This window comes from Providencia sp. PROV073, assembly GCF_033688125.1.
Taxonomy (GTDB): Bacteria; Pseudomonadota; Gammaproteobacteria; order Enterobacterales; family Enterobacteriaceae; genus Providencia; species Providencia hangzhouensis.
Map to the genome: position 1 here is coordinate 342,540 of NZ_CP096353.1, position 16,545 is coordinate 359,084.

A 16,545-nucleotide genomic window follows, 5' to 3' on the forward strand; every position below is an offset into this window, starting at 1 on the left:
GAAAGCTTCCTTTTTTTAATTTAAAATCAATAGGTTCACATTTTAAATTAATAATGTGGTGGCGGCGTTTCTTCTTCAGGCCTTGCTAAGTGAGAATCTTGGGATGATTTCAGCCTTTCAGCTACAATGCGTAAATGTTCCTGCAGACGGCTCATTTGCATTTGTTGGTCAGTAATAACCTGGTTTAGTTGTTCAATCGCCAGTTCTTGAAAGGCAACTTTACTTTCTAAAAGTTCTAGGCGTTGTTCAAATGTATCAGATGAGTCCATATTCGACTCTCCTTAAGCGTTTATATCGTAATTAAACCATCATAATAACTGAACATTACAAATCAATAGATAAGTTTTAGTTAAAGATATAGGCGACGAAACGACTTTTTGTTAATGTGGTCTCAGTAGTTATTATATTTTTTTAATACTCAATGGGGTAACGGGGTCTAAACTTAAAGAGCCCTACCCATAAAACGAATAGTTCGCTATTCGAATATAATCGAATAAAAGTTATCGGAGACTAGGATGAAATCACTGTTTAAGGCAAGCCTTTTAGCAACTACGCTAGCATTTACTTTTGCTGCTCCGCAAGTGATGGCAGCGGAAGCCAAAGCACAAAGCAGCGCATTCAAAAACGCAGAAGAGCGTAATGCGTATGCACTGGGTGCGTCTTTAGGCCGCTACATGCAGAATTCTTTAGAAGAACAAAAAACAATTGGTATTAATTTGGATAAGGCTCAATTACTCGCTGGTGTCCAAGATGCATTTAACGGCAAAAGCAAAATGACCGATGCAGAAGTTGAAGAAACATTGCGTCAGTTTGAAGGTCAAGTCAAAGAAGCTGCCGACAAAAAAATGAAAGAAGAATCAGCTAATAATGAGAAAAAAGGCGCTGAGTACCGCGAAAAATACGCGAAAGAAAAAGGCGTTGTTAAAACTAAATCAGGCTTACTGTACAAAATTGAAAAAGACGGTACAGGGGCGAAACCTAAAGCAGATGAAACAGTTGTGGTTCACTACAAAGGTTCTTTGATTGACGGTACTGAATTCGACAGCTCATATTCACGTAATGAGCCACTGACAATTCCATTAAATTCAGTTATTAAAGGCTGGACTGAAGGTTTAGTTAACCTGAAAAAAGGCGGCAAAATGCAGTTGGTTATCCCAGCTGAATTAGCTTACGGCGAAAATGGCGTGCCGGGTATCCCAGCAAATTCAACATTAGTCTTTGATGTTGAATTATTAGATATCAAACCTGCTGCTAAATAAGTCCTCACTAAGCATTAGCTAAGTGTATTTTGATGCCCAATGCATTCATGCCTTGGGCTTTTTTATATTTCACATCAAAAAAACTCTCAAATTGTTTAAAACTTGTGATAAAACAGACTGTCTTGCATTCATTCGCTTGACGGCAACGCCGTGGAGTTTTAACTTCAGAAGACTCTATTTTATTTTTTATCATCACAATTGTTGGCTACAAACAAAGTAATGAAGGCCAAATAGTCGAATAATGAACGCCTTTTTAGTCAACAGGATGAGTTTTTACATTAGAAGGATGATGTTGAAATGTCTGATTCTATACAATCACACGACCTCAGCGATATTAACATATTGGATAACCAACCTTTTTCTGAGACAGACCATGAGATTTTAAAATCGTATGAAGCTGCTGTGGATGGTCTGGCAATGCTAATCGGTGGGCACTGTGAAATTGTTCTTCACTCTTTAGAAGACCTAAACTGCTCTGCAGTCAGAATCGCAAATGGCCAGCACACTGGGCGTAAAATCGGCTCACCGATTACAGACTTAGCGTTGAGAATGCTGCATGATATGGCAGACGAAGAATCGAATGTCTCGAAGGCTTATTTTACGAAAGCGAAAAGCGGTGATTTAATGAAATCCGTTACTATTGCTATTCGTAACCGCAAGCAACGTGTGATTGGCTTATTATGTATCAATATGAACTTAGATGTGCCGTTCTCTGAAATTATTCAATCGTTTGTTCCAGAAACTAAGCAAGAAGTTACTTCAGATGTAAACTTTGCCTCTTCAGTTGATGACCTTGTCGCACAAACATTGGAGTACACAATTGAAGAAGTTGGCGGTGATCGTAATGTATCAAATAATGCGAAAAACAAGCAAGTGGTTCTTAACCTATATGAAAAAGGCATTTTCGATATTAAAGATGCCATTAACCAAGTTGCTGACCGTTTGAACATTTCTAAACACACCGTTTATTTATACATTCGTCAATTCAAGAGCGGTGAATGAGTAATACAAATTCGTTAACCTACTGCTTAGTTGTGACAGGTCCTGCTTATGGTACACAACAAGCAGCGAGTGCGTATCAATTTGCAAAAGCCCTTCTTCAAGAAGGGCATATATTGAAAACACTCTTTTTTTATCGTGAGGGTGTTTTTAATGCGAACCAGCTTACGTCACCAGCAACAGATGAATTCAATTTAGTTTCAGCTTGGCAGGAACTGGCAAAACAATCTGGGTGCGAAATGCATATCTGTGTTTCTGCCGCATTGCGTCGGGGGGTTGTTGACCAAGAACAAGCGCAAAGTTTATCACTTCCAACGGCTAACCTTGCTGAGGGCTTTATCATGAGTGGGTTAGGAAGCCTTGCGGAAGCGATGATAACCACAGACCGGACAATTCAATTCTAAGAACAGCTCAATACAAGGTACCGTGTGAAAAAAATAGCTTTTGTCTTTACAACCATGCCCCATGGAAATGCCAGTGGCCGAGAAGGGTTAGATGCATTATTAGCAACTTCAGCACTGACAGAAGACATTCAGGTGTTTTTTCTCTCTGATGGCGTTTATCAGCTTCTAGCAAACCAACATCCCGCTGAAGTGCTTGCTCGAGATTACATCGTAACATTTAAAATATTGCCGTTATATGACATTGAAAAAGTTTATCTCTGCGGCTCTTCGCTACAAGAACGGGGGCTGGGAGAGCATTGTGAATGGGTTTTAACACCAACAATTCTTAGCAAGAAAGAGGTAAGCGCTAAAATAGCGGAATGTGATGTGGTGCTTAATTTTTAATATATTGTGTGAATTTTGAGCTTGGGTTGTTTTTTGATCTATAGTAGGATCTTTTCTATGCTGTATACATTAGTAACATCTCCGTTTAAATGTGATTTTTCTACAATGGTAGGCTTTATTACGGCTGAAGATGTCGTTTTACTGATGCAAGATGGCGTGGTTGCGGCAGTCGCACAGTCGCCTTATCTTGTTGCACTACAAAAAACAGGGGCGCAGTTGTACGCTTTGGATGTAGACATCAATGCTCGTGGGTTGCAAAATACCCTATCAACCGCAGTTTCTGTAATCACATATCAAGGTTTTGTGAAGCTAACAGAAGTCCAAAAACAACATTTTGCCATATAAAGGCACTAAAAGTTGTATATTTCTTGACACCTGAGCCAGTCAGCAATAAAATTTCGCGTCCTCGTGTATCGTCATGTTGGCGAACGGGGTCAAAACCCGTGTTTACGAAGCAATAAAACCAGGAGCTTTTTTAATAATGGCAACTATTAATCAGCTGGTACGCAAATCTCGTAGCTCGAAAGTTGTTAAAAGCAACGTTCCAGCACTGGAAGCTTGCCCGCAAAAACGTGGCGTATGTACTCGTGTATATACTACCACTCCTAAGAAACCAAACTCAGCATTACGTAAAGTATGCCGTGTTCGTTTAACTAACGGTTTCGAAGTTTCTTCCTACATCGGTGGTGAAGGCCACAACTTGCAGGAGCACTCCGTTATCCTTATCCGTGGTGGTCGTGTTAAAGACTTACCAGGTGTGCGTTATCACACCGTTCGCGGCGCACTGGACTGTTCTGGTGTTAAAGACCGTAAGCAAGCTCGTTCTAAATACGGCGCGAAAAAACCTAAGGCTTAATGGATTTCCGTTAAGTAAGGCCAAACATTTTAATCTTAATGTCAAAATACTCTCGTAGAGTTTTGGACAAACCTGAATTAACAACGGAGTCATATCCATGCCACGTCGTCGCGTAATAGGTCAACGTAAAATTCTTCCAGATCCTAAGTTCGGATCAGAATTACTGGCCAAATTTGTAAATATCCTGATGGTAGACGGGAAAAAATCTACTGCTGAAGCAATCGTATATAACGCACTTGAAACCCTTGCTCAGCGTTCTGGTAAAACTGAACTTGATGCATTCGAATTAGCACTAGATAACGTGCGTCCGACTGTGGAAGTTAAATCCCGCCGTGTTGGTGGTTCAACTTACCAAGTTCCAGTTGAAGTTCGCCCGGTTCGTCGTAATGCCCTGGCAATGCGTTGGATCGTTGATGCTGCTCGTAAACGCGGTGATAAATCTATGGCGCTTCGCCTGGCAAATGAATTATCAGACGCTGCTGAGAACAAAGGTTCCGCTGTTAAGAAACGTGAAGACGTTCACCGTATGGCAGAAGCTAACAAGGCGTTCGCACACTACCGTTGGTAAGTTCTTACCCACATTAGTGATGTATCTCAGGGTAGCCATTTGCTACCCTTTATATGAAGCATTGAACGCCCACGAGAGAGGAAAAAATGGCCCGTCAAACGCCCATAGCACGTTATCGTAATATCGGTATCAGTGCACACATCGACGCCGGTAAAACCACAACTTCTGAACGTATTCTGTTCTATACTGGTGTAAACCATAAAATTGGTGAAACTCACGAAGGTTCTGCAACAATGGACTGGATGGAGCAGGAGCAAGAGCGTGGTATTACTATCACATCTGCAGCGACTACTGCATTCTGGTCTGGTATGGCAAAACAGTATGAGCCACACCGTATCAACATCATCGACACCCCGGGACACGTTGACTTCACTATCGAAGTAGAACGTTCTATGCGTGTTCTTGATGGCGCAGTAATGGTTTACTGTGCAGTTGGTGGTGTTCAGCCACAGTCTGAAACTGTATGGCGTCAGGCTAACAAATATAAAGTTCCACGTATCGCGTTCGTTAACAAAATGGACCGTATGGGTGCGAACTTCTTACGTGTTGTTGAGCAATTAAAATCACGTTTAGCTGCTAACGCAGTTCCACTGCAATTACCAGTCGGCGCAGAAGAGTCGTTCACTGGTGTTGTTGACTTGCTGAAAATGAAAGCAATCAAGTGGAGTGATGAAGACCAGGGCGTTACCTTCGAATACGAAGATATCCCTGCGAACATGCAAGAAGCTGCTGAAGAGTGGCACAACAACCTGATCGAAACCGCAGCAGAAGCATCAGAAGAACTGATGGAAAAATATCTGGGCGGTGAAGAACTGACTGAAGCAGAAATTAAAGCTGCATTACGTCAACGTGTTCTTGCAAGCGAAATTATCCTGGTTACCTGTGGTTCTGCATTTAAGAACAAAGGTGTTCAGGCGATGCTGGATGCAGTTGTTGATTACTTACCTGCGCCAACAGATGTACCTGCAATTAATGGTATTCTGGACGATGGTAAAGACACTCCTGCAGAGCGTCACGCAAGTGATGATGAGCCATTCTCATCATTAGCATTTAAAATTGCAACCGACCCATTCGTTGGTAACTTGACGTTCTTCCGTGTTTACTCTGGTGTTGTTAACTCAGGTGACACAGTACTGAACGCAGTTAAAGCGAAGAAAGAGCGTTTTGGCCGTATCGTACAGATGCACGCTAACAAACGTGAAGAGATTAAAGAAGTTCGCGCTGGTGACATCGCGGCTGCTATCGGTCTGAAAGACGTAACTACAGGTGATACTTTATGTGCAGTTGATGCACCAATCATCCTGGAGCGTATGGAATTCCCAGAGCCAGTAATCTCTGTTGCAATCGAACCGAAAACTAAAGCTGACCAAGAAAAAATGGGTATCGCATTAGGCCGTTTGGCTCAAGAAGACCCATCTTTCCGCGTATCAAGTGATGAAGAGACTAATCAGACTATCATCGCTGGTATGGGTGAGCTGCACTTAGACGTTCTGGTTGACCGTATGCGTCGTGAATTTAAAGTTGAAGCGAACGTTGGTAAACCTCAAGTTGCTTACCGTGAAGCAATCACTATGAAAGTGACTGATATCGAAGGTAAACACGCGAAACAGTCTGGTGGTCGTGGTCAGTACGGTCATGTCGTTATCGATATGTTCCCTCTGGACAAAAACGATAAAGACGGTGTTCCAATGGATTACGAATTTGCCAACGACATCAAAGGTGGTGTAATTCCTACTGAATACATTCCTGCAGTTGACAAAGGTATCCAAGAACAGCTGAAATCTGGCCCATTAGCTGGTTACCCGGTTGTTAACATGGGTGTTCGTTTACATTTCGGTTCTTACCATGATGTTGACTCCTCTGAATTGGCGTTTAAACTTGCGGCTTCAATCGCGTTTAAAGATGGCTTCAAAAAAGCTAAACCAGTTCTGCTTGAGCCAATCATGAAAGTTGAAGTGGAAACACCAGAAGACTACATGGGAGATGTTATTGGTGACCTGAACCGTCGTCGTGGTATGATTGAAGGTATGGATGACCTGCCTACTGGTAAAGTCGTTCGTGCACAAGTACCATTGTCAGAAATGTTCGGTTATGCTACTGACCTGCGTTCTCAGACACAAGGTCGTGCTTCATACTCTATGGAGTTCCTGAAGTACAATGAAGCACCAAACAACGTTGCACAAGCTGTAATCGAAGCTCGTAACGCTAAATAATCGATTTTTATCGGTTAACTACTTTAATTTAAGTTCCTTCTTTATCGTGAAGAGGGAACTCCATAAGGAATAGAGTCGTGTCTAAAGAAAAATTTGAACGTTCAAAACCGCACGTTAACGTTGGTACTATCGGCCACGTTGACCACGGTAAAACTACTCTGACAGCAGCTATCACTACTGTTCTGGCTAAAACTTACGGCGGTTCTGCTCGCGCATTCGACCAAATCGATAACGCACCAGAAGAAAAAGCGCGTGGTATCACCATCTCTACTTCACACGTAGAATACGATACTCCAACTCGCCACTACGCACACGTAGACTGCCCAGGACACGCCGACTATGTTAAAAACATGATCACTGGTGCTGCTCAGATGGACGGTGCAATTCTGGTTGTTGCTGCGACAGATGGCCCAATGCCACAAACTCGTGAGCACATCCTGTTAGGTCGTCAGGTTGGTGTTCCTTACATCATCGTTTTCCTGAACAAATGTGACATGGTAGACGACGAAGAGCTGTTAGAATTAGTCGAAATGGAAGTTCGTGAACTTCTGTCTCAATACGATTTCCCAGGCGACGACACTCCAGTTGTTCGTGGTTCAGCACTGAAAGCGCTGGAAGGCAACCCAGAGTGGGAAGCGAAAATTGTTGAATTAGCAGGCCACCTGGATACTTACATTCCAGAGCCAGAGCGTGCAATTGACAAGCCATTCCTGCTGCCAATCGAAGACGTATTCTCAATCTCAGGTCGTGGTACAGTAGTAACAGGCCGTGTTGAGCGTGGTATCATCAAAGTTGGTGAAGAAGTTGAAATCGTTGGTATTCAAGACACGGTTAAAACAACTTGTACTGGCGTTGAAATGTTCCGTAAACTGTTAGACGAAGGTCGTGCAGGTGAGAACGTTGGTGTTCTGCTGCGTGGTACTAAGCGTGAAGAAATTCAACGTGGTCAAGTACTGGCGAAACCAGGTTCAATCAAGCCACACACTAAATTTGAATCAGAAGTTTATATTCTGAGCAAAGATGAAGGTGGTCGTCATACTCCATTCTTCAAAGGTTACCGTCCACAGTTCTACTTCCGTACAACTGACGTAACAGGTACTATCGAACTGCCAGAAGGCGTAGAGATGGTAATGCCAGGTGATAACATCAACATGATCGTTACCCTGATCCACCCAATCGCGATGGACGACGGTTTACGTTTCGCAATCCGTGAAGGTGGCCGTACTGTAGGTGCGGGTGTTGTTGCAAAAATTATTGCATAATACCGCTCTTTCTGAATAAGAAAGAACCACTTAGTAAAAAAGGGCGTCTAATAGACGTCCTTTTTATACGTTGCAAAATTCAGACGTTGCAAAATTAAGAACCTATCTCATCAATCATTTGTATAATTATTGGTGAGATAGGCTCTGAAACAACGAATTGATAACTGTGCGGGCTACTTTGCGCAGTTATATGAGATTTATTAAGGTTTTGCTCGGAAGATATGGTATATTTTACTGCTGCCACAAAAAGAAAGTCACTTTCTTGATTGGTGTAGTTAAAAAATTTACTGGGCATGCTGAAATTCCTGCAAAATGGAATAGCACTTGTGAAATGGGTAGCACTTGTAAAGTGATAGTACTGACGTACACGTAGTACTTGCGAAATAAAATGTTACTGCAACTTGTTATTTTTGCAGAACGAATAACGCTAATTACCTCCATTAACAAGGCTAATTACTTTTTAGATCGCAGGTGATGCTATTGATATCCCTATCAAATTTTTGCAGGCTTAGTTTGTAGTAATTGAGGGATATGTTGGCATATTCTATTGGTTTGGCTTGGTTGTCTTACCTTTGTAAACAAGCAAGCTTTGTACATACTTCATGGTAACAGGTTGAATTATGAGTGCGAATAGCGAAGCTCAAGGAAGTGGACGCAGTGCAGACATCTTCAAGTGGATCATTGTCTGTGCCTTATTAATAATTGCTATTGTTGGTAATTATTACTTCCGTCAATATAATCTCGCGCTGCGTGCTTTTGCAGTTGTGGCTGTTGTCGCTATTGCAGGTGCTGTCGCTTTATGGACCACAAAAGGTAAAGCAACACTGGCGTTTGCACGCGAAGCTCGCGTCGAGATGAGAAAAGTCATTTGGCCTACTCGCCAGGAAACATTACAAACTACTTTAATTGTTGCTGCAGTAACGGCTGTAATGTCATTAATACTGTGGGGACTAGATGGTATCCTGGTGCGTTTAGTTTCATTTATTACAAGCCTGAGGTTATTCTAAATGTCCGATTCACCTAAAAAGCGCTGGTATGTCATTCAGGCATTCTCTGGTTTTGAAGGTCGCGTAGCACAATCTTTACGTGAACATATCAAATTACATGCTATGGAAGATTCTTTTGGCGAAGTTATGGTTCCAACAGAAGAAGTTGTTGAAATCCGTAGCGGTCAGCGCCGTAAGAGTGAACGTAAATTCTTCCCAGGCTATGTCTTAGTCCAAATGGTCATGAATGATGACTCTTGGCACTTAGTGCGTAGTGTACCGCGTGTAATGGGGTTCATTGGCGGGACGTCAGATCGTCCAGCGCCAATTAGCGATAAAGAAGTTGATGCTATCATGAACCGCTTACAACAAGTTGGTGATAAACCACGTCCGAAAACACTGTTTGAACCGGGTGAAATGGTTCGTGTTAGCGAAGGTCCGTTTGCTGACTTTAACGGTGTGGTTGAAGAAATTGATTATGAAAAGAGCCGCTTGAAAGTCTCTGTTTCTATCTTCGGTCGTGCAACTCCAGTCGAATTGGATTTTGGTCAGGTAGAAAAAGCCTAATCTAAACGACAAAACTGACTTGCAAAAGGCGTGAAATTTGACTACAATTTCGCGCCTTTTGTTTTTATGTTCGGCGCAAATTAATGTGCGGGGCATGTTTAATGTAACGGGGAGCCTTGCAAACTGTAAGGCGCTATCACCCATCTAGAGGAAATATCATGGCTAAGAAAGTTCAAGCCTACGTTAAGCTGCAAGTTGCAGCTGGTATGGCGAACCCAAGTCCACCGGTTGGTCCAGCACTGGGTCAACAAGGTGTTAACATCATGGAATTCTGTAAAGCGTTCAACGCAAAAACAGACAGCCTGGAAAAAGGTTTACCAATTCCTGTTGTTATTACTGTTTACGCAGACCGTTCTTTCACTTTCGTTACCAAAACTCCACCTGCAGCAGTTCTGCTGAAAAAAGCAGCTGGCGTTAAGTCTGGTTCAGGTAAGCCGAACAAAGACAAAGTTGGTAAAGTGACCTCTGCTCAGATTCGCGAAATCGCTGAAACTAAAGCTGCGGACATGACTGGTGCTGATGTTGACGCAATGATGCGTTCAATTGAAGGTACTGCTCGTTCCATGGGCCTGGTAGTGGAGGACTAAGACAATGGCTAAACTGACTAAGCGCATGCGCAATATCCGTGAAAAAGTTGATGCAACTAAACAGTATGACATCAATGAAGCCGTTGCACTGCTGAAAGAATTAGCAACTGCTAAATTCGTAGAAAGCGTTGACGTAGCTATCAACCTGGGCATCGATGCTCGTAAATCTGACCAAAACGTTCGCGGTGCAACTGTACTGCCACACGGTACTGGCCGTTCAGTTCGCGTTGCTGTGTTCGCACAAGGCGCAAACGCTGAAGCTGCTAAAGCTGCAGGTGCTGAACTGGTAGGTATGGAAGATCTGGCTGATAAAATCAAAGCTGGTGAAATGGACTTTGACGTTGTTATTGCTTCTCCAGATGCAATGCGCGTTGTTGGCCAATTAGGTCAAGTTTTAGGCCCACGTGGTCTGATGCCAAACCCGAAAGTTGGTACTGTAACTCCAAACGTTGCTGAAGCAGTTAACAATGCTAAAGCAGGTCAGGTTCGTTACCGTAATGACAAAAACGGAATCATCCACACCACTATCGGTAAAGTTGATTTCGACGCTAACAAACTGAAAGAAAACTTAGAAGCACTGCTGATCGCGCTGAAAAAAGCAAAACCAGCTTCTGCTAAAGGTGTTTTCATCAAGAAAGTTAGCCTGTCCACCACTATGGGTGCAGGTGTTGCTGTTGACCAAGCTGGTCTGTCAGCGACAGTTTAATTGCTATAGCTTCGGCTAATTGGTAATTAGGCTTTACCTTTGCGTCAAATTTGTATAAAATTTGACGCCTTGAGTTTGTTGGGTACACAAAATGTATCCAACAAACCACGAATTTCGGTATGGAGTCTGGCCTTTCCAGACCCCGTCCAAGACCGCAGGTGTGGTTTATTAGTTATAATAGCTACTTAATTTACCTGCGTAGACGGTGACAGAGATACCTAGAATTTAATTCTGGATTCTATTCTGCTCACCGTGTTTTAGCGCTCTTACATAATGTTGTGTTTGAGTGATGTGAGTCCCGGGTTTTCCCGGTTAATCCAGGAGCAAGAAGCTAATGGCACTAAATCTTCAAGACAAACAAGCGATTGTTGCTGAAGTCAGCGAAGTAGCCAAAGGCGCGCTTTCTGCAGTTGTTGCTGATTCACGCGGCGTAACTGTAGCAAAAATGACTGAACTGCGTAAAGCAGGTCGCGAAGCAGGCGTTTATATCCGTGTTGTTCGTAACACACTGATCCGTCGTGCTGTTGAAGGTACTTCTTACGATGTACTGAAAGACGTGTTTGTCGGTCCAACCTTAATTGCTTTCTCTAACGAACACCCGGGCGCTGGCGCTCGTCTGTTCAAAGAGTTCGCGAAAGCGAATCCAGCATTTGAGATTAAAGCTGCGGCCTTTGAAGGTGAGTTAATCCAAGCGAAAGATATCGATCGTCTGGCAACTCTCCCAACTTACGATGAAGCAATCGCACGCCTGATGTCAACCATGAAAGAAGCCGCTGCCGGCAAATTGGTTCGTACTCTGGCTGCTCTGCGCGATCAGAAAGAAGCTGCATAAGCCCTTTCCTTCGTTGCTTTTTAACGTATAAACTATTTCTGAATTTTAGGAACACTTGTTATGTCTATCACTAAAGACCAAATCCTTGATGCAGTTGCAGAAATGTCTGTAATGGACGTTGTTGAACTGATTACTATGATGGAAGAAAAATTCGGCGTTTCTGCTGCTGCAGCTGTTGCTGTTGCTGCGGGCCCAGCTGAAGCTGCTGAAGAAAAAACTGAATTCGACGTTGTACTGTCAGCTGTTGGCGGTAACAAAGTTGCAGTTATCAAAGCAGTTCGTGGCGCAACCGGTCTTGGCCTGAAAGAAGCTAAAGATATGGTAGAGTCTGCTCCAGCGACCATCAAAGAAGGCGCGAGCAAAGACGAAGCTGAAGCTCTGAAAAAATCTCTTGAAGAAGCAGGCGCTTCTGTTGAACTTAAATAAGTTCAATTGCAAGAACGCAGCCTAATCTAATTAGGCTGACGGCTGGTGATTTTTTAATCACCAGCCTTTTTGCGCTGTAAAGCGTGATGGGTGTTAACAGCTTTTCACGCAGTTTTAATGTTAACAACAACCCTCCAATACTTCTTTCTATTGACGACTTAATATACTGTGTTCTTCGCTACGACCCGCTCGGGTAGCTCGGTAGCAATGGCAACGCAATGAAATGATTTAAGAGTAATAGCAATGAGTATTAAGGAAAGTATTCATTTTCCGTTTCTTATAAAAAAACGCGTTGCGGTTCAGTCTCTTATACTAAGAGCTAACCACTTGGGTCACTGATCAACGAGCTGAGGAAACCTATGGTTTACTCCTATACCGAGAAAAAACGTATCCGTAAGGACTTTGGTAAGCGTCCACAAGTTTTGGACATACCTTATCTCCTTTCTATCCAACTTGACTCGTTCCAGAAGTTTATCGAGCAAGATCCAGATGGCCAGAATGGGCTGGAAGCAGCTTTCCGTTCTGTGTTTCCAATTCAGAGCTACAGCGGTAATGCTGAATTACAATATGTCAGCTATCGTTTAGGCGAGCCTGTTTTTGATGTTAAAGAATGTCAAATTCGCGGTGTAACTTACTCTGCGCCTTTACGTGTGAAATTGCGTCTCATCGTTTATGAGCGTGAAGCACCGGAAGGAACTGTTAAAGACATCAAAGAACAAGAAGTCTACATGGGTGAAATTCCACTCATGACTGAAAACGGAACTTTCGTTATCAACGGTACTGAGCGTGTTATCGTTTCTCAGTTACACCGTAGTCCTGGTGTATTCTTCGACAGCGATAAAGGTAAAACACACTCTTCAGGTAAAGTGCTATATAACGCACGTATTATCCCTTACCGTGGTTCATGGCTTGATTTCGAATTTGACCCGAAAGATAACCTGTTTGTACGTATTGACCGTCGCCGTAAATTACCTGCGACCATTATTCTGCGTGCAATGGATTACAATACCGAAGAAATCTTAAATCTGTTCTTCGAAAAAACTGTATTCCAAATCCGTGATAATAAACTGATGATGACGCTGGTTCCTGAGCGTTTACGTGGTGAGACAGCTTCATTTGATATCGAAGCGAACGGTAAAGTCTATGTAGAAAAAGGCCGCCGTATCACTGCACGTCACATTCGTCAGTTAGAAAAAGAAGAAGTGAATAGCATCGAAGTTCCTGTTGAATATATCGCAGGTAAAGTCGTTGCTAGAGACTATATTGATGAAAGTACTGGTGAGCTGATTTGTGCAGCGAACATGGAACTTTCTTTAGATATGTTGGCACGTCTGAGCCAGTCTGGTCATAAAACAATCGAAACATTGTTTACCAATGACTTAGACCACGGTGCTTACATTTCTGAAACCGTTCGTGTCGACCCAACTAACGATCGTCTGAGTGCATTGGTAGAAATCTACCGCATGATGCGTCCTGGTGAGCCGCCAACCCGTGAAGCCGCTGAAAACCTGTTCGATAACTTATTCTTCTCTGAAGATCGTTACGACTTGTCTGCAGTAGGTCGCATGAAGTTCAACCGTTCACTGAACCGCGAAGAAATCGAAGGTTCAGGTATCCTGAGTGAAGAAGACATCATTGATGTTATGCGTAAACTCATCGATATCCGTAATGGTAAAGGCGAAGTGGATGATATCGACCACTTAGGTAACCGTCGTATTCGTTCCGTTGGTGAAATGGCAGAGAACCAATTCCGTGTCGGTCTGGTTCGTGTTGAGCGTGCAGTGAAAGAGCGTCTTTCTCTGGGCGACCTCGATGCATTAATGCCACAAGATATGATCAACGCGAAACCAATTTCAGCCGCAGTTAAAGAGTTCTTTGGTTCCAGCCAGCTGTCCCAATTTATGGACCAGAACAACCCGCTGTCTGAAATTACGCACAAGCGCCGTATCTCTGCGTTAGGTCCAGGTGGTCTGACTCGTGAGCGTGCGGGCTTCGAAGTACGTGACGTTCACCCAACTCACTACGGTCGCGTTTGTCCAATCGAAACGCCTGAAGGTCCAAACATCGGTCTGATCAACTCATTATCTGTTTATGCACAGACCAATGAGTACGGTTTCTTAGAAACCCCATACCGTTTAGTCCGCGATGGCTTAGTAACAGACGAAATCCATTATTTGTCTGCAATTGAAGAAGGTAACTTCATCATTGCTCAGGCGAATACCGTTTTAGGTGATGATGGTAGCTTTGTTGAAGAACTGATTACTTGCCGTAACAAAGGTGAATCAAGCTTATTCAGCCGTGAACAGGTTGAATATATGGACGTTTCGACTCAACAGGTTGTTTCTGTTGGTGCGTCACTGATCCCATTCCTTGAACACGATGACGCCAACCGTGCATTGATGGGTGCGAACATGCAACGTCAAGCGGTTCCTACTTTACGTGCCGACAAACCATTAGTTGGTACAGGTATGGAACGTGCAGTAGCGGTTGACTCTGGTGTTACTGCTGTTGCAAGACGTGGTGGTTCGGTTCAGTACGTTGATGCTTCTCGTATCGTTATCAAAGTTAACGAAGATGAGATGTACCCAGGCGAAGCTGGAATCGATATTTATAACCTGACTAAATATACTCGTTCTAACCAGAACACCTGTATTAGCCAGATGCCTTGTGTATCTTTAGGTGAACCTGTTGAACGTGGTGACGTGTTAGCGGATGGTCCTTCAACAGACCTCGGCGAATTAGCACTTGGTCAAAACATGCGCGTGGCATTCATGCCATGGAATGGTTATAACTTCGAAGACTCCATCTTAGTTTCTGAGCGTGTTGTTCAAGAAGACCGTTTTACAACTATTCATATTCAAGAGCTCTCTTGTGTGTCTCGTGACACTAAATTAGGGCCTGAAGAAATCACTGCAGATATTCCAAACGTCGGTGAAGCTGCTCTGTCTAAACTTGACGAATCCGGTATCGTGTATATTGGTGCGGAAGTGAAAGGCGGCGACATTCTGGTTGGTAAAGTAACACCTAAAGGTGAAACTCAACTGACTCCAGAAGAGAAACTGTTACGTGCTATCTTCGGTGAAAAAGCATCAGACGTTAAAGACTCTTCTTTACGTGTTCCTAACGGTGTATCTGGTACGGTTATTGACGTACAAGTATTTACCCGTGACGGTGTAGAGAAAGACAAACGTGCATTAGAGATCGAAGAAACTCAGTTACGTGATGCGAAGAAAGACTTAACAGAAGAGCTGCGTATTTTCGAAGCTGGCCTGTTTGCACGTATCCGTTCTGTACTGGTTAACGGCGGAATTGAAGCTGAAAAACTGGACAAACTGCCTCGCGACCGTTGGTTAGAGTTATCTTTAGCAGACGAAGAGAAGCAAAACCAGTTAGAGCAATTAGCTGAACAGTATGACGAACTGAAATCTGAGTTCGAGAAAAAACTCGATGCAAAACGTCGTAAAATTACTCAAGGTGATGACTTAGCACCGGGTGTACTGAAAATTGTTAAGGTTTATCTGGCTGTTAAACGTCAGATCCAACCGGGTGATAAAATGGCGGGTCGCCATGGTAACAAAGGTGTTATCTCAAAAATCAACCCAGTTGAAGACATGCCTTACGATGAAAACGGTAACCCAGTTGATATCGTTCTGAACCCGCTGGGCGTACCATCACGTATGAACATCGGTCAGATTTTGGAAACCCACTTAGGGATGGCAGCGAAAGGTATTGGTGAGAAAATCAATGCTATGCTTAAACAGCAAGAAGAAGTTGCCAAACTGCGTGAGTTTATCCAAAAAGCATACGATTTAGGTGATGATCCACGCCAGAAAGTTGATTTGAACACTTTCACTGACGAAGAAGTTATGCGTTTGGCTGAGAACCTGAAAAAAGGTATGCCAATTGCAACACCAGTATTTGATGGTGCGAAAGAGAAAGAAATCAAAGAACTGCTGAAACTGGGCGGTCTGCCGACTTCAGGTCAGATTACATTATTCGATGGTCGTACTGGCGAGCGTTTTGAGCGTCAAGTTACTGTCGGCTACATGTACATGCTGAAACTGAATCACTTGGTTGACGATAAGATGCACGCCCGTTCAACAGGTTCTTACAGCTTGGTTACTCAGCAACCGCTGGGTGGTAAAGCGCAGTTCGGTGGTCAGCGTTTCGGGGAGATGGAAGTGTGGGCACTGGAAGCATACGGTGCAGCCTATACTCTTCAAGAAATGCTTACAGTTAAATCGGATGACGTTAACGGCCGTACGAAGATGTATAAAAACATCGTCGATGGTAGCCATCAGATGGAACCTGGTATGCCGGAATCTTTCAACGTATTGCTGAAAGAAATCCGTTCACTGGGTATCAACATCGAGCTGGAAGACGAGTAATTCGTTTTATGCCGGAAAGCTTGCTTTCCGGCACATGTAAGCACTGGGATTTGGGGAGAGTGTCTTTGAATACTCACCTGACAGGTCTAACTCCGACAGGAGCATTTT

The 16,545-nt window shown here is 43.3% G+C and carries 18 protein-coding genes; 16 read left to right on the forward strand and 2 right to left on the reverse strand.

What is annotated here, in order from left to right; genetic code table 11:
- Positions 1-47: 47 nt before the first annotated feature.
- On the reverse strand, positions 48-269 hold the full coding sequence (locus tag M1F17_RS01515; protein ID WP_004262507.1) for a SlyX family protein: 222 nt from the start codon (positions 267-269) through the stop codon (positions 48-50).
- Positions 270-515: 246 nt separating this feature from the next.
- Between M1F17_RS01515 and fkpA the strand changes: the two genes are divergently transcribed.
- From fkpA to tuf, 9 genes are all read left to right on the forward strand, one after another.
- A complete protein-coding gene (gene fkpA / locus M1F17_RS01520) occupies positions 516-1,259 on the forward strand; it encodes an FKBP-type peptidyl-prolyl cis-trans isomerase (RefSeq protein WP_004262506.1) in 744 nt (247 codons plus the stop codon).
- 297 nt (positions 1,260-1,556) lie between these two features.
- Entirely contained in the window at positions 1,557-2,261 is a 705-nt protein-coding gene (locus tag M1F17_RS01525) for a transcriptional regulator (RefSeq protein ID WP_004262503.1), read from the forward strand.
- Complete coding sequence (gene tusD, locus M1F17_RS01530) at positions 2,258-2,662, forward strand: sulfurtransferase complex subunit TusD (protein WP_110592658.1); 405 nt, start codon at positions 2,258-2,260, stop codon at positions 2,660-2,662. Before M1F17_RS01525 ends, tusD begins: the two co-directional genes overlap by 4 nt.
- Before the next feature lie 24 nt (positions 2,663-2,686).
- Complete coding sequence (tusC, locus tag M1F17_RS01535) at positions 2,687-3,046, forward strand: sulfurtransferase complex subunit TusC (protein ID WP_004262499.1); 360 nt, start codon at positions 2,687-2,689, stop codon at positions 3,044-3,046.
- Positions 3,047-3,103: 57 nt separating this feature from the next.
- Positions 3,104-3,391: a sulfurtransferase complex subunit TusB gene (gene tusB / locus M1F17_RS01540; RefSeq protein WP_181488831.1), complete on the forward strand. Its 288-nt coding sequence runs from the start codon at positions 3,104-3,106 to the stop codon at positions 3,389-3,391.
- Positions 3,392-3,527: 136 nt separating this feature from the next.
- Positions 3,528-3,902: a 30S ribosomal protein S12 gene (gene rpsL / locus M1F17_RS01545; RefSeq protein ID WP_004265905.1), complete on the forward strand. Its 375-nt coding sequence runs from the start codon at positions 3,528-3,530 to the stop codon at positions 3,900-3,902.
- Positions 3,903-3,999: 97 nt separating this feature from the next.
- Positions 4,000-4,470, forward strand: coding sequence for a 30S ribosomal protein S7 (gene rpsG, locus M1F17_RS01550; RefSeq protein WP_004262486.1), 471 nt, complete (start codon positions 4,000-4,002; stop codon positions 4,468-4,470).
- Between the two features lie 86 nt (positions 4,471-4,556).
- On the forward strand, positions 4,557-6,683 hold the full coding sequence (gene fusA, locus M1F17_RS01555) for an elongation factor G (RefSeq protein WP_004262483.1): 2,127 nt from the start codon (positions 4,557-4,559) through the stop codon (positions 6,681-6,683).
- Positions 6,684-6,760: 77 nt separating this feature from the next.
- On the forward strand, positions 6,761-7,945 hold the full coding sequence (tuf, locus tag M1F17_RS01560; RefSeq protein WP_004264373.1) for an elongation factor Tu: 1,185 nt from the start codon (positions 6,761-6,763) through the stop codon (positions 7,943-7,945).
- 94 nt (positions 7,946-8,039) lie between these two features.
- Here the strand turns inward: tuf and M1F17_RS01565 are convergent, their stop codons facing one another.
- The gene (locus M1F17_RS01565) at positions 8,040-8,240 is read right to left on the reverse strand and encodes a hypothetical protein (RefSeq protein ID WP_036958857.1); all 201 of its coding nucleotides are present in this window, start codon (positions 8,238-8,240) and stop codon (positions 8,040-8,042) included.
- A 325-nt stretch (positions 8,241-8,565) separates the two neighbouring features.
- On the opposite strand from M1F17_RS01565, the gene secE reads away from it, so the two are divergent.
- The 7 genes from secE (at position 8,566) to rpoB (ending at position 16,437) form a co-directional block, all read left to right on the forward strand.
- Positions 8,566-8,952 (forward strand): preprotein translocase subunit SecE, encoded by a 387-nt coding sequence (gene secE, locus M1F17_RS01570; protein ID WP_004264377.1) that lies wholly within the window; start codon positions 8,566-8,568, stop codon positions 8,950-8,952.
- Positions 8,953-9,498, forward strand: coding sequence for a transcription termination/antitermination protein NusG (gene nusG, locus M1F17_RS01575; RefSeq protein WP_004264378.1), 546 nt, complete (start codon positions 8,953-8,955; stop codon positions 9,496-9,498).
- A 158-nt stretch (positions 9,499-9,656) separates the two neighbouring features.
- Complete coding sequence (rplK, locus tag M1F17_RS01580; RefSeq protein ID WP_004264379.1) at positions 9,657-10,085, forward strand: 50S ribosomal protein L11; 429 nt, start codon at positions 9,657-9,659, stop codon at positions 10,083-10,085.
- Positions 10,086-10,089: 4 nt separating this feature from the next.
- Complete coding sequence (gene rplA, locus M1F17_RS01585) at positions 10,090-10,791, forward strand: 50S ribosomal protein L1 (RefSeq protein WP_004264380.1); 702 nt, start codon at positions 10,090-10,092, stop codon at positions 10,789-10,791.
- Positions 10,792-11,125: 334 nt separating this feature from the next.
- Positions 11,126-11,623 carry a 50S ribosomal protein L10 gene (rplJ, locus tag M1F17_RS01590; RefSeq protein WP_004264381.1) on the forward strand — a complete coding sequence of 166 codons (498 nt, stop codon included), beginning with the start codon at positions 11,126-11,128 and terminating at the stop codon, positions 11,621-11,623.
- Positions 11,624-11,683: 60 nt separating this feature from the next.
- Positions 11,684-12,049 carry a 50S ribosomal protein L7/L12 gene (rplL, locus tag M1F17_RS01595; RefSeq protein WP_004264384.1) on the forward strand — a complete coding sequence of 122 codons (366 nt, stop codon included), beginning with the start codon at positions 11,684-11,686 and terminating at the stop codon, positions 12,047-12,049.
- Between the two features lie 359 nt (positions 12,050-12,408).
- Entirely contained in the window at positions 12,409-16,437 is a 4,029-nt protein-coding gene (rpoB, locus tag M1F17_RS01600; RefSeq protein ID WP_004264386.1) for a DNA-directed RNA polymerase subunit beta, read from the forward strand.
- Positions 16,438-16,545 lie beyond the last annotated feature (108 nt).

Bases quoted from the DNA above. Each gene is read 5' to 3' on its own strand.
- M1F17_RS01515 (WP_004262507.1), bottom strand. From the start codon at position 269: ATGGACTCATCTGATACATTTGAACAACGCCTAGAACTTTTAGAAAGT.
- fkpA (WP_004262506.1), top strand. From the start codon at position 516: ATGAAATCACTGTTTAAGGCAAGCCTTTTAGCAACTACGCTAGCATTT.
- M1F17_RS01525 (WP_004262503.1), top strand. From the start codon at position 1,557: ATGTCTGATTCTATACAATCACACGACCTCAGCGATATTAACATATTG.
- tusD (WP_110592658.1), top strand. From the start codon at position 2,258: ATGAGTAATACAAATTCGTTAACCTACTGCTTAGTTGTGACAGGTCCT.
- tusB (WP_181488831.1), top strand. From the start codon at position 3,104: ATGCTGTATACATTAGTAACATCTCCGTTTAAATGTGATTTTTCTACA.
- rpsL (WP_004265905.1), top strand. From the start codon at position 3,528: ATGGCAACTATTAATCAGCTGGTACGCAAATCTCGTAGCTCGAAAGTT.
- rpsG (WP_004262486.1), top strand. From the start codon at position 4,000: ATGCCACGTCGTCGCGTAATAGGTCAACGTAAAATTCTTCCAGATCCT.
- fusA (WP_004262483.1), top strand. From the start codon at position 4,557: ATGGCCCGTCAAACGCCCATAGCACGTTATCGTAATATCGGTATCAGT.
- M1F17_RS01565 (WP_036958857.1), bottom strand. From the start codon at position 8,240: ATGCCCAGTAAATTTTTTAACTACACCAATCAAGAAAGTGACTTTCTT.
- secE (WP_004264377.1), top strand. From the start codon at position 8,566: ATGAGTGCGAATAGCGAAGCTCAAGGAAGTGGACGCAGTGCAGACATC.
- nusG (WP_004264378.1), top strand. From the start codon at position 8,953: ATGTCCGATTCACCTAAAAAGCGCTGGTATGTCATTCAGGCATTCTCT.
- rplK (WP_004264379.1), top strand. From the start codon at position 9,657: ATGGCTAAGAAAGTTCAAGCCTACGTTAAGCTGCAAGTTGCAGCTGGT.
- rplA (WP_004264380.1), top strand. From the start codon at position 10,090: ATGGCTAAACTGACTAAGCGCATGCGCAATATCCGTGAAAAAGTTGAT.
- rplJ (WP_004264381.1), top strand. From the start codon at position 11,126: ATGGCACTAAATCTTCAAGACAAACAAGCGATTGTTGCTGAAGTCAGC.
- rplL (WP_004264384.1), top strand. From the start codon at position 11,684: ATGTCTATCACTAAAGACCAAATCCTTGATGCAGTTGCAGAAATGTCT.
- rpoB (WP_004264386.1), top strand. From the start codon at position 12,409: ATGGTTTACTCCTATACCGAGAAAAAACGTATCCGTAAGGACTTTGGT.